This is a genomic window from Bacillus sp. OxB-1 (genome assembly GCF_000829195.1).
GTDB lineage: Bacteria > Bacillota > Bacilli > Bacillales_A > Planococcaceae > Sporosarcina.
This window is the reverse complement of the sequence record NZ_AP013294.1, coordinates 3,143,716-3,156,450: the sequence shown is the minus strand read 5'-3', so window position 1 is coordinate 3,156,450 and position 12,735 is coordinate 3,143,716. Positions and strand designations below refer to the sequence as shown.

The following is a 12,735-nucleotide window of genomic DNA, read 5'->3' as shown; positions in this document are numbered from 1 at the left end:
ACCTCCTGGTGAGTAAGTAATCAAGATCGTTTCAGACCTGGGCGCCCATGGGAATCATCGATGTCTTCCTCGTCATAAGCACTCAAGGAATGGAAGACCAAAACGAGCGCTACACTCTCTTCCGTTCAGCGGCGCAACCAGTGGTTAGACCTTCAATGATGAGCCATGGGTAGCAGGCTTTTTAAGCAGTACACCTAAGTGTCCGCAAGGAGTGATAGCTATCTCCCGAGACAATCCTGTCAGCTTCTATTGTCCCATGGGCCGATCTGAAATTTAAAGTGAAATTATTAGGTAAAAGAAAAGGACGAAGTCTTGAAATGGAGCCTCCTCCATCCTTCGCCCATCTGCCTATTCAATTGTACGCATGGTAAATAAACAGGTAAGCACCTGTGAGCAGTAAATCATTAAACTAAAGTGAATACCTACGACTTCCCCGTTCTATCAGGGTGAAGCGGGTGAAACAAAAACAAGAGTGGGGAAGCCGAAAGGCATCCATTTCCTATAGGAGTCCAACAGACGGCTCCAGCTGTCCGGATCAACTGGAAATTCTATCGGAAAGAGCTCTTACTACTAATATACGAGGAGAATGTACATGAACATAATTACAGATTCTTTCGAATTCGGATTACACACTCAAATTCACTTTGGTGTTGGGAAAATTCAAGAAATCCCTGATGTAATCAAAAAATATGGTTATAAAAAACTTCTTATTTGTACAGATAAAGGTATTGTCAACTCAGGAGCTTTGAAAAGAATTGAGTCTATTTTGAAAAAAGAGAGCATTCAATACGAGATTTTTAGCGATGTAGAACCTGATCCTACATTGAGGGTGGTGGAAAAAGTAGGTGCTATCTTTAAAGAAACAGAATGCGATGCACTTATCGGCTTTGGTGGGGGAAGCTCAATCGATACAGCTAAAGGAGTCTCTATCAGAGTCGCAAATTCAGGAGATTTAAGCCAGTTTGAAGGAAAAAACATGATTCCGAATAAAGGGCCGGATGTAATTGCAATCCCCACTACGGCAGGTACGGGGTCTGAAGTGACTCATGCTACAGTCTTAAAGGATGAAGAAAGAAAGCACAAAATGGGTATTCTAAGCGAGCATTTACATCCAAAAGTGGCTATTTTAGATCCTGAACTTTTAATGACCTTACCTAGGGGACTTGCAGCTATAACTGGAATGGACGCCTTGAGCCATGCAATTGAATCATATACTTCAAATCAGGCTCAACCTATAACCGAAGCATTAGGACTGCATTCAATTGAACTGATTGGTAAATGGCTGAGACCGTTTGTGGATGATCGGACTAATGTAGAAGCAGCATCTCATATGATGATTGCAAGTACAATCGCCGGGGCTGCATTCATCTGGGGAAGGGTTGCGGCTGTCCATGCTCTTTCTCACCCACTAGGCGGTCGTTATCAAGTTGCTCATGGATTAGCAAATGCCATACTGCTACCAGTAGTAATGGAATACAACCTAGGCACAAACTTCGGAAAATTCAAAAAAATAGCTGAGCAACTTGGAGAAAATACCGATGGTCTAAGCGATAGAAGTGCAGCTGAAAAATCCGTTATTGCCGTCAAAAATTTGGTGATGGATTTAGAGATCCCCAAAACATTAAGTGCCATAAACATTGATCTATCAGATGAAGAAATTGCAATAGTTGCGCAAGAAGCATATGAAAGTGGTGTGGCTAATGCTAACCCTAGAAAAGTAACAGAAATTGACCTCGTGTCAATTATCAAATCTATTAAATAAGGAGAGAGAAAATGATTGAAGTTGAAAATTCTACCATTCAAGTAAAAAACTATATTAATGGACGATGGGTTCCATCTTCAAATAAGGAAACAAATAAAAGAGAAAATCCAGCAGATATAGAAAAGATTATTGCAACAGTACCAAATTCAACTCTAGAAGATGTCAATGATGCAGTAGAAGCCGCCCATAAAGCATTTCAAACATGGTCTAAAGTCCCTCCTACTAAACGAGGCCACTACCTCTATCGATTTGCTGAATTATTGAGTATTCATAAAACAGAGGTGGCTGAACTGCTGACATTAGAACAAGGAAAACCACTTGAAGAATCATTTGGCGAAATCAACAAAACGATCAATGAAGTGCGCTTTACAGCTGGAGAAGCATCCAGGTTAGCGGGAGAGACGCTTCCAAGCGAACGTGAGGATGTTGAAGTCCGTACCATTAGGGTGCCAAAAGGGGTTATAGCGGCTATTTCACCGTGGAATTTTCCATTAGTAACACCGCTGAGAAAAATTGCTCCAGCACTGGTGACTGGAAATACCGTTGTTTTTAAACCAGCAAGTTTAACAGCTGCAATGGGAGCTAAAATTGTAGAGCTATTTGAAAAAGCTGGTTTGCCCGAAGGAGTATTAAACTTGGTGATTGGTTCAGGACGAGATATAGGCAATCAAATTGTTAATCATAACAAAGTTCGGGGGATTACATTTACCGGTTCCACTAGTGTCGGATCAGAAATTTATGAACAAGCTGCAAGACGCTTGGTTCAAGTTCAGCTTGAAATGGGAGGAAAAAATGCAGCGATCATTTATGATTGTCCGGATATTGATGGAGCCGTCAATCAAATTGTCCCTGCAGCGTTTGCGAACGCCGGACAAAGATGTACTTCAATCAGCAGAATTATCGTAAGTGAATCAGCTCTTGAACAGACAGTAGACGCCCTTAAGAGAAAAGCCGAAGAATACATTGTGGGTGACGGTATAGATAAGGAAGTGACAATGGGGCCATTAGTATCGATTAATCAGCTAAAAACAGTTCAGGATTATGTTCAAATTGGATTGGAAGAAGGGGCGACATTGGTAACAGGTGGAGAAGTTGTTTCTCTAAAACAAAAAGGTTACTACTATGCGCCTACTATTTTTACCAATGTGAAATCCGATCATAGAATTGCAAAAGAAGAAATTTTTGGCCCAGTGCTAGTTGTAATACCGACAAAAAGTTTTAGGGAAGCACTGGAGATTTGTAATGATAGTGACTACGGACTGGCAGCCTCTTGCTTTACGAAAAATATAACTTATAAAGCTAAATTTGTTAATGAAATACAGGCGGGGATGATTCATTTGAACAATGGAACAATTAGCGAGTCACATGTCCCATTTGGAGGATTAAAACAATCTGGAGTTGGCCCTTTCTCAATAGGAAGTACTGCGAAGGATTTCTTTACAGATATGAAAGTTATTTATGATGCTGAATAATAAGTGAATTGAGATGTTAATTCGGAAGGAGATTAATATGAAAATAACTGAAGTTCAACAGAACTGGAAAGATGTTGCAGAGGATTTTGCAAAGCGTAAATTAGAACCAGCAACAGAATGGCTTGAAGGAGAAGCCTTTTGGACAAATGCAAAAAAGTTAGCGGATCATGGATTTCTAGGTTTAACTCTTCCCGAAGAATATGGGGGAATGAATTTAAATCTGTTTGATGCTCTTCTTATGATTGAAGAGTTGTGCCGTGTTTGCCCAACAAGCGGACGCTATGCCTATCATGCAAGTATGGGAATTGCATCATTTATTAATCATTTGGGAAGTGAACAACAAAAGAAGAAGTATCTGCCTCTCGTCACTTCGGGAAAACTTTTCATTGCACTTGGTATGAGCGAGCCGGAGGCAGGAAGTGCTGCAACTGATATTATGACAACAGCTGTTGAGGAAGGCGATTACTTTCGATTAAACGGTTCAAAGGTGTTTATTAGCGATGCCCATCTTGCGGATGTATTCGTTGTATATGCTCGTTTTGGCAATTCAGGTCACGCTTCGGATATCGGAGCAATTCTGGTAGAACGAGGCACTCCAGGATTCACAGTCGGTCCTGATGAAGAGAATATGAGCGGAGAAATACAATGCGCTTTGTATTTTGAGGATGCTATGGTACCGAAGGAAAATGTTCTGGTTACAAGGGACGCGTTTAAAAAGCTAATGGGAGTATATAATGGTGTTCGTTTAGGTTATCTAGCACAAACCATGGGTATTACACAAGCTGCATTTGATCGTACAATAGAGCACGTTACACAACGTAAACAATTTGGAAAGGAGCTTTGTGAGTTCCAAGGACTGCAATGGATGATTTCTGATATGTATGTACAACTTGAAGCAGCTCGTACATTACTGTATCGCGCAGCTGAAGCAACCTCAGACAATAAACCCGATAAAAATTCTGTCAGCGTTGCAAAAATATTCGTAGCAGATGCTGCTCAAAAAATCACTGATACCTGTATACAACTTCACGGAGGTTATGGATTTTCTAAACAGTATCCGCTTGAGTGGTATTACCGCTGTGTTCGTTCGGCTTCAATTGCTGGAGGCACATTACAAGTTCATAAAACAATGCTTGCTTCTAGCGTATTGAAGAAAAAGTTTGATCAACGTAAATAGTTGAGGTTATTCCTCGATTTGGTTAAAACTAACATAATTTGAGAATAAGTCAAAAAAATGATTGTTGACGTTAATATTCTAATAGACACTTAGAAAAAATGATTATGATAAACAATTTGGATATTAAATTGAAAGGGGGCAATTGGGTGAACACAGTAGATCGCATCTCGACTAAACGTTCTAAGATTGTTTCTGCTGAGGAAGCAGTTAAAAAAATTCCTAATGGTGCTACGATTACAATTGGAGGTTTGATTTCTATTCTTTGCCCTGAAAAAGTCCTATCTTGTTTGGGTGATAGATTTGTTAAAACCGGTGAACCTATGAATTTATCTGTTATCACACCTGTAAGGGTTGGATGGGATTCAGAAAGAAGCACCGGACTTGAACATATAGCGAAAAAAGGAATGCTTAAAAGGTTAATCAGCGGTAGCTTTAATGTAAAAGAAAGCCCTAAATTAACAAGTATGATCCAAAACAATGAAATAGAAGCTTATAGCTTCTCTATGGGGACTTTATTTCAATTAATTAGATCTATTGCTGGTGGACATCCAGGCCTTTTGACAACAGTCGGGCTCAATACTTATGTTGATCCTAGACAAGGCGGAGGGAGATTAAACGAATACACCGAGGAAGATATTGTCCGTTTGCTTGAGATAGATGGCGAAAAAAATCTGTTTTTTCCGTCTTTCCCGATTGATGTCGCTATTATCAGAGGCACGACAGCAGATGAAAATGGAAATATAACACTAGAGGAAGAACCCGCAACATTGAGCGGACTTGAAATGGCTATGGCCGCTAAAGCAAGTGGTGGATATGTTATAGCACAGGTAAAGCGAGTAACTGAAAATAAGACTCTTCATCCGCGCTCTGTTGAAATACCAGGGATTTTGGTTGATGCAATTGTGATAGATGAGGAGCAGAAGCAAAGCGTATTGCAGACCCATGAGCCAAGCTGGACTGGAGAAATTAAGAAACCTACTAGTCAATTGACAAAAGAAATGCCTCTAAATGCAAATAAAATAATCTTAGGTCGAGCGCTAAAAGAGATTACCTCTGGATCAATTGTGAATCTAGGAGTGGGTATTCCTGTCGACTTTCCTAAACTTGCATTGGAAAAAGGGTTTTTCGATGATTTGATATTTTCCTTGGAACATGGAGCCATCGGGGGTATGCCGATGGGTGTTGAAGTATTTGGCGCTCATATAAATCCTGAAGCTTTTGTCACATCTCCCCAAATCTTTGACTATTACCAAGCGGGAGGACTTTCTTCAACGCTACTAGGATTTGCTCAAATTGATGGATTTGGCAATGTAAATGTCAGCAAATTCAATGGGATATTCCGTGGTTCCGGGGGGTTTATTGATATTACACATAAAACACCGAAAATCCTCTTTTGCGGAACATTAACCAGCGGGGGACTAAAGCTGGACGTAGAAAATGGTGAATTAAAAATTAAAAATGAAGGTCGCTATAAGAAGTTTATTAAGTCCGTAGAACATATGACATTTAATGCTCGAGAGGCAGTTAAAAAAGGACAAGAGGTTTTATATATTACGGAACGCTGCGTCTTTTCGTTGGAGGAAAATGGATTGCTTCTAGTGGAATACGCCCCAGGTACTGACGTACAAAAAGATATTCTTTCAAATATCGAATGTGATGTAAGAATTTCTGATGAATTAAAGCTTATGGATCCAGGGCTTTTTATTCAGGAAAATGAAAAAATGTTGAAAGAGAAGGTTTGAAAGGGTGTATGAAGATGAAAATAGATTATATTTATGAATCTGATGTGCTGGTTGTTGGAGGGGGAGGAGCTGCGGCCAGAGCAGCTCTTTCTGCAACACAAGCAGGGGCAAGTGTTCGAATGGCAGTAAAAGCAAAGTGGTTAAGCAGCGGCTCAACTGCTACCGCCTTTTCTGAATTATTGGCAATCGCTGCTGCAATTGGCCATGAAGACGAACGAGATCAACCCGAGGTTCATTATGAAGATACTTTAGACGCCGGGCGGGGATTTATTGATCCGGAATTGGCATGGACCCTTGCTTCAGAAGTACCAGATCGTATACAAGATCTTCTCGACATTGGGTTGAATTTTGACAAACAAGAAAACGGAAAATTAGTTCAAGGAATGAGTGATTTTGCCACTTACCCAAGAACATGCAGAGTTAACGGAGTTACTGCTCGTCATATTTTAGTTGCACTTTCAAAAGAAATTAAAAAGCTCAATGTTACGATTGATGAAAACATTATGGTGTTTAAATTATTAACAGATTCAAATAAAAAAATTATCGGTGCGTTGGGTATTATTAGAGACACAAACGAAATTGTTTTATATAAAGCCCCTTCTATTGTTCTTGCGTGTGGGGGTGCACACCATATCTATAAATATGCGGTTGGCACCCCTGATATGACAGGCAATGGATATGCAATGGCTTACGAATTGGGAATCCCTTTGATCAACATGGAGTTTGTACAAATCGGACCGGCATCAATAAATCCTTCAATCACCCTCCTTTCCGGCCCTGTTTGGAAAGCCAAACCGATTTTGACAAATGGTAAAGGAGAAAATATTCTTGAAAAACATGTGCCATCCGGGGTTTCTATTGATGATGTTTATAGTAAGAAGGTTTTCCCATTTACTATTTCGACAGCAGCTTTTTACTTAGATACCTCCATTCAAAAAGAAATCGAGCAGAATCCCACTCCAAGTGGTGGTGTGTGGGGAATTATACCCATCGAGTCTGAACATATTGTAGAAAAAAAGATGCCAAAAACAAAAGGAGTACTAAAATCAAAAGGAATCGATATTTATAATAATCGCTTTGAGGTGGCTCTTGCAGCGCAATGTATGAATGGAGGAGCGTTAATTGAAAGTCCAGATGGCACGACAATAATAGATGGTTTATTTCTTGCAGGCGAAACTGCGGGCGGGTTACGTGGTCCAGATCGCCCTGGGGGAAATTCATTGGCTGAAGGACAAGTTTTTGGACATCGCACAGGTAATGCAGCAGCAAAGTATTCTAGAAAGAACATATTAAAATCAGAGTATGATCAAGAGACAGATATTGTGTTAACAACTTTAAATAATTGGATTGAGAAAAGTACTGGGACAAAAGAATTGCATGATGCTGTTCTTGCTCTCCAAGAGACCATGTACAAAAATTGTCTTGTTATTCGAAATGAAGAACGTTTGAATTATGCGCTTGAAACAATTAATAAACTTGAAAAGTCTCTTGAAATAGGAGAGTTCCATATTAATAAAAAGAATGTATTTACAGCAATTGACCTTAAACACATGCTGATTACGGCAAAATCTATTGTATTATCAGCACAAACACGGACCGAGAGCAGGAGCTGCCATTTCCGAGAAGACTATCCGGAAAAAGACGATTCAAATTGGATTAAAAGCATTTATGTCATCAAAGATAATGATGAAATGGAAGTTCGGACTCGATACTGGCCTAACCACCGAAAAAGCGGAGTGAATTTATGAATATGAATCTATCAGTTCAAGAAGGAGTTGCCCATTTAATATTAAATAACCCACCTTTAAATATTTTATCCAATAAAGTAAAAAGCGATATAAAAGAAGCTTTTTATTCTCTTGCAAACGATGAAACGGTTAGAGTGGTTTTATTTGAAACTGTTGGGGATCACTTCTGTTGCGGAGCAGATTTAAGTGAGTTTCCTAATCGAATTAATAACAATGGAGCAAAAGAAGCTTGGATTAATGGACATGAAATGTTGCAAAGTATTTTGGATCTACCCCAACCATCTATTGTATGTGTGAAAGGTAATGCTTTGGGGGGGGGAGCTGAATTAGCAAGTGCCTTTGATATCAGATTGTTTGCACACGATGTCATTTTTGGATATCCAGAGGTAAGCAGAGCCGTCTTCCCAGGTAATGGTGGAATGGAACGATTTATACAATTATTAGGTATAGCGAATGCAACATATTTATTTTTAACAGGAGAAAGAATAACCGCGTCTGAAGCGAGGAGAATAGGTATGGCCAATAAAGTGGTTGATAGAAAACAATTAGAATCTGAGGGAATGTATATAGCAAGATTGTTGGCTTCTTACTCGAACCCTGCCATTCAAACAATAAAAAGGACAATCAATAATTACCAGCACGGTAATCAGTTTTTCCAAAAAGGAATGAGTGATTTTGCTATGCTCCATGATACAGAAGATATAAAAGAATCGGTAAATGCTTTTTTTGAAAAAAGAAAACCAGTTTACCGACACAATTAAGACGATTTTATACTTTTAATATAGGAGGAATGCTATATGGATCTAGGTTTTAGAGTGTTTCCTGTAGAGAAGCGAGTCGATCTAGCTACTGTCGAACAGTTCAGAGATATAGTAACGGCACATATTAGTGATAATATGTGCCGTTTACAAGCAGCGGGAACTGAATTAACACCTCACCATAAAGAGGGGAAATTGCTTGGCACGGCTTTTACTGTTAAAACCAGGCCAGGGGATAATCTAATGGTGCATAAAGCGATTGATATGGCAATTCCGGGTGAAGTGATCGTGGTTGATGCAGGAGGTGATACTACCAATGCAATTATCGGGGAAATTATGCAAAGAATCGCCAAGAAAAAAGGTATTGCAGGAATTGTTATCAATGGAGCCATCCGTGATTCACTAGCAATAAAAAGTGATACTTTCCCTGTATATGCAAAAGGTGTAACACACCGGGGTCCTTATAAAGATGGACCAGGCGAAATCAATGTGCCTATTTCTCTTAATGGAATGATCGTCCATCCTGGAGATCTTATTATTGGAGACGAAGATGGCCTCGTCGCAATTCCGATGGAAGAAGTAAATAATGTATTGAGAAAAGCAAAAGCCATGGCCAAGAAAGAAGAGGAAATCTTTAATGCTATTGAACAAGGAACAGTGGATAGAGAATGGGTGAATAACCTTTTAGAAGAAAAAGGATGCAAGCTATTTGAGACATCAAATGAAATTAAGTGAGGTGATTATTAATGAAACCAAAGGTATACATTACTAGAAAGTTGCCGGATGAAATTATAAATCGACTTACTGAAATGTGCGAGGTGCGAATGTGGGAGGAAGAAGATGTTCCGGTTCCATACGAAGTTTTAGAAAAGGAAATCCAGGAAATTGATGGTTTATTATGCTTATTAACAGAAAATATTAACGAAGAGTTAATGGAAAAATCACGAAAACTGAAAATCATTGCAAATATGGCTGTTGGTTTTAATAATATTGATATTATGAGCGCAAAAGAAAGAGGGATTCTGGTTACAAATACGCCAGGGGTATTAACTGAAACAACAGCGGATTTAACATTTGCTCTTCTGATGGCAACTGCTCGTAGATTGGTCGAAGCTTCGGATTATTTGAAAGGGGGGGAATGGAAAACATGGTCTCCTATGCAATTGACCGGCCAAGACATACATGGTTCTACTCTGGGGATTATTGGATTGGGAGAGATCGGAGAGGCTCTCGTAAAAAGAGCTAAAGGCTTTGATATGAATGTCGTATATTATAATAGAACACGGAAATATGAAAAAGAAGAAAAGCTCGAAATAAAATATGTTTCATTAGATGAATTGTTGGGAGTATCTGACTTTGTTTGTGTCATGACTCCATATACTACCGAGACCCATCATTTAATAGGAGAAAATCAGTTGTCCCTGATGAAGGCAAGTGCAATTCTTATTAATACAGCAAGAGGTGGAATCGTAGACGAGATGGCATTATTTAAAGCTTTAAAAAATAAAAAAATCTGGGGTGCCGGTATCGACGTTTTTGAACAAGAACCGGTATCACTAAACCACCCCTTGCTAACCTTGTCGAATGTTGTATCACTGCCGCATATTGGGAGTGCAAGTGTGGTTACTAGAATGAAAATGGCAGACTTAGCTGTTACCAATTTACTGCAAGGTTTATCAAATTCGATTCCAAATAACTTAATTAAAGTATAAGATGTGAGTTTCAATTAAAGTTGCTTAAGAACTATATGTGTAAGTGAAGTTAGATTTATAAGTCAACATTTTGTTCAAATCAAATGTTGACTTTTTTATATTGCCACCAATAAACAAAACTGAAACTTCATGGCCGTCTCCCCGACTTTGTATCCGATTTTTTCCAGTCCGAACTAAACAGAAACTTCTAAGAAATTTATCGAATTGTATTGGAGTAACAAAAAATTTGTAGAAACAGGCAACACTACGTGGTTAACACTTAGTCCAAGTCATACATATAAAGAAGTGGATTGTTTCGTTGTTGTGTGAAAATAGACTTTATTTAATGAGTAAACCAAAATATCGTCAAACATAGTTTCCTATGCTATCATGAAAGCGTCATTCTAAGTCTAATGACATAGGTGACTGTGAATGAAAACCAAAGGGCATCGTCATCACTATAAATTTCAATAGAAGGAATGATTTTATGCTGCAAACGAAGCTGGAATCAAACGCGCTTGCTGTCTTACAAGGAAAAATACAATTGATCGAGGCGGGCGAGGGGGCCATCTATTTGGTCGGTCCCATCAAACTGCCGGTGAACCTATATGGGGAAACGGTCATTTTTCAATGGTATTGTTGGTTGCGTCATAGTCTTGTAACCGAAGATTACCAGGAAATCATCGATCAGCTGGCGACCGCTAATTTGGCGGACTATCAACAGTCCAGCGTGCTCGTCTATGGAGACTTTCAAGAAGCGGATGATGCGCTGATCCGCATGCATTCCATTTGCCATACAGGAGACATCTTCGGCAGTAAAAGATGCGATTGCGGCTATCAATTAAAGCAATCGATGCAAAACATCGTCGATCACGGAACGGGTGCATTGTTTTATTTAGCCGATCATGAAGGCCGGGGGATCGGTTTGTTCAGCAAGGCAATGGCTTATGTACTCCAGGAAAACGGCCACGATACGGTGGAGGCGAATGAAAGCCTCGGATTCGTCGATGACTCCCGAAATTACGATGACGCCATCCGTGTTCTCAAAACATTGCGCTCCAAGCCTGTTAAGCTCATGACCAATAATCCGAAGAAGCTGGAAGCGCTCCAGCAAGCCGGTCTTCGGGTAGCGGGACGCGAACCGTTATGGGGCGACAAATCGGAGTTCAACGCAAACTATTTGCAAACCAAAGTCCTGCGTTCCGGACATATCGGAGAAGAAGGGGCTTGCCCAAATGACTAACCATGAATTTTACATGAAGTTGGCTCTTGAGAATGCACGTGTGATGAAAGGGCAGACGGATCCGAATCCTCTCGTCGGGTCGGTCATCGTGAATGATAACCGGATTGTCGGGATCGGCACGCATTTGAAAGCCGGGGAGCCCCATGCGGAAGTCCATGCGATCCAGATGGCTGGCGACAAGGCGAAAGGCGGCACGATTTATGTCACGCTTGAGCCGTGCTCGCATTTCGGGCGGACAGGGCCGTGCGCGAAGGCCATTGTCGAAGCGGGAATCCAAAAGGCGGTCATTGCTACATTGGACCCGAATCCGCTTGTTGCCGGAAAAGGAGTTAAAATATTGGAGGATGCAGGAATCGAAGTGCTCGTCGGGGTGATGGAAGAGGAATCCCGCATGATGAATGAAGTCTTCAATAAATTCATTGTCGAACAGAAGCCTTTCATTACGATGAAAGCCGGAAGCACATTGGACGGAAAAATTGCCACCCATACGGCGGACAGCAAGTGGATCACGTCCGCCGAAGCGAGACAGGACGTCCATCTGCTACGCAATGAACATATGGCGATTTTAGTCGGCGTTACGACCGTAATCGAAGATGATCCCGAACTGACGACCAGAATTCCGAATGGCCGCAATCCGATCCGCCTTATTTTGGACTCCACGTTGCGGGTTCCGCTGGATGCGAAGGTCGTGACCGATGGACAGGCGGAAACGTGGATTTTCACAGCACAGGAATATGACGAGGATGCGAAGAAAGAATTAGAGAAACGGGGCATTTCCATTTTCCCGACTTCCGGCATCCGGCAAGTGGATCCGAATGATGTCGTGCGGATTCTCGGTGAAAAACTCATTTCTTCGGTTTTGATTGAAGGCGGCGGCACCATCCATGCGGCTTTCCTGGAAAACCGGCTCGTCGACAAAGTGGAAATCTATCTTGCGCCTAAACTGGTTGGCGGCGCACAAGCCCCTACTTTCCTAGAAGGAACGGGCGTCGAACTGATGCGGGATGCGGTGGATTTGGAACATCTTCAGATTACACAAATAGGAAAAGACTTCAAATTCACGGGTTATCCGAAATATACTACTATATAGGAAGAACAAAAGATTTGGACTTGGTAACTCTAGTTGCTTGGAGTGGAAGGCG

10 protein-coding genes are annotated in these 12,735 nt (G+C 40.7%); all 10 read left to right on the top strand.

Going from position 1 to position 12,735, the window contains the following annotated elements:
• Positions 1-592 precede the first annotated feature (592 nt).
• The 10 genes from OXB_RS15730 to ribD all read left to right on the top strand — a co-directional run bounded on the left by OXB_RS15730 (position 593) and on the right by ribD (position 12,683).
• Positions 593-1,762, top strand: coding sequence for an iron-containing alcohol dehydrogenase (locus OXB_RS15730; protein WP_041075379.1), 1,170 nt, complete (start codon positions 593-595; stop codon positions 1,760-1,762).
• 11 nt (positions 1,763-1,773) lie between these two features.
• Complete coding sequence (locus OXB_RS15725) at positions 1,774-3,234, top strand: aldehyde dehydrogenase family protein (protein ID WP_041075378.1); 1,461 nt, start codon at positions 1,774-1,776, stop codon at positions 3,232-3,234.
• Positions 3,235-3,271: 37 nt separating this feature from the next.
• Positions 3,272-4,411, top strand: a complete 1,140-nt coding sequence (locus tag OXB_RS15720; protein WP_041075377.1) for an acyl-CoA dehydrogenase family protein — start codon at positions 3,272-3,274, stop codon at positions 4,409-4,411.
• 146 nt (positions 4,412-4,557) lie between these two features.
• Entirely contained in the window at positions 4,558-6,153 is a 1,596-nt protein-coding gene (locus tag OXB_RS15715; RefSeq protein ID WP_158333757.1) for an acyl CoA:acetate/3-ketoacid CoA transferase, read from the top strand.
• 14 nt (positions 6,154-6,167) lie between these two features.
• Positions 6,168-7,901 carry an FAD-binding protein gene (locus OXB_RS15710; RefSeq protein ID WP_158333755.1) on the top strand — a complete coding sequence of 578 codons (1,734 nt, stop codon included), beginning with the start codon at positions 6,168-6,170 and terminating at the stop codon, positions 7,899-7,901.
• Positions 7,898-8,662 (top strand): enoyl-CoA hydratase/isomerase family protein, encoded by a 765-nt coding sequence (locus OXB_RS15705; RefSeq protein WP_041075375.1) that lies wholly within the window; start codon positions 7,898-7,900, stop codon positions 8,660-8,662. The genes OXB_RS15710 and OXB_RS15705 overlap by 4 nt, the downstream gene beginning before the upstream one ends.
• 36 nt (positions 8,663-8,698) lie before the next feature.
• Positions 8,699-9,394, top strand: a complete 696-nt coding sequence (locus OXB_RS15700) for an RraA family protein (protein ID WP_041075374.1) — start codon at positions 8,699-8,701, stop codon at positions 9,392-9,394.
• Positions 9,395-9,405: 11 nt separating this feature from the next.
• Positions 9,406-10,371 (top strand): 2-hydroxyacid dehydrogenase, encoded by a 966-nt coding sequence (locus tag OXB_RS15695; protein WP_041075373.1) that lies wholly within the window; start codon positions 9,406-9,408, stop codon positions 10,369-10,371.
• Between the two features lie 466 nt (positions 10,372-10,837).
• Positions 10,838-11,593, top strand: a complete 756-nt coding sequence (locus tag OXB_RS15690) for a GTP cyclohydrolase II (RefSeq protein WP_041075372.1) — start codon at positions 10,838-10,840, stop codon at positions 11,591-11,593.
• Complete coding sequence (gene ribD / locus OXB_RS15685; RefSeq protein WP_041075371.1) at positions 11,586-12,683, top strand: bifunctional diaminohydroxyphosphoribosylaminopyrimidine deaminase/5-amino-6-(5-phosphoribosylamino)uracil reductase RibD; 1,098 nt, start codon at positions 11,586-11,588, stop codon at positions 12,681-12,683. The genes OXB_RS15690 and ribD overlap by 8 nt, the downstream gene beginning before the upstream one ends.
• The last annotated feature ends 52 nt before the right edge of the window (positions 12,684-12,735 follow it).

Excerpts from the sequence above, each read along its gene's own strand:
- OXB_RS15695 (WP_041075373.1), top strand. The coding sequence starts at position 9,406 with ATGAAACCAAAGGTATACATTACTAGAAAGTTGCCGGATGAAATTATA.
- OXB_RS15710 (WP_158333755.1), top strand. The coding sequence starts at position 6,168 with ATGAAAATAGATTATATTTATGAATCTGATGTGCTGGTTGTTGGAGGG.
- OXB_RS15730 (WP_041075379.1), top strand. The coding sequence starts at position 593 with ATGAACATAATTACAGATTCTTTCGAATTCGGATTACACACTCAAATT.
- OXB_RS15725 (WP_041075378.1), top strand. The coding sequence starts at position 1,774 with ATGATTGAAGTTGAAAATTCTACCATTCAAGTAAAAAACTATATTAAT.
- OXB_RS15720 (WP_041075377.1), top strand. The coding sequence starts at position 3,272 with ATGAAAATAACTGAAGTTCAACAGAACTGGAAAGATGTTGCAGAGGAT.
- OXB_RS15705 (WP_041075375.1), top strand. The coding sequence starts at position 7,898 with ATGAATATGAATCTATCAGTTCAAGAAGGAGTTGCCCATTTAATATTA.
- OXB_RS15700 (WP_041075374.1), top strand. The coding sequence starts at position 8,699 with ATGGATCTAGGTTTTAGAGTGTTTCCTGTAGAGAAGCGAGTCGATCTA.
- OXB_RS15690 (WP_041075372.1), top strand. The coding sequence starts at position 10,838 with ATGCTGCAAACGAAGCTGGAATCAAACGCGCTTGCTGTCTTACAAGGA.
- ribD (WP_041075371.1), top strand. The coding sequence starts at position 11,586 with ATGACTAACCATGAATTTTACATGAAGTTGGCTCTTGAGAATGCACGT.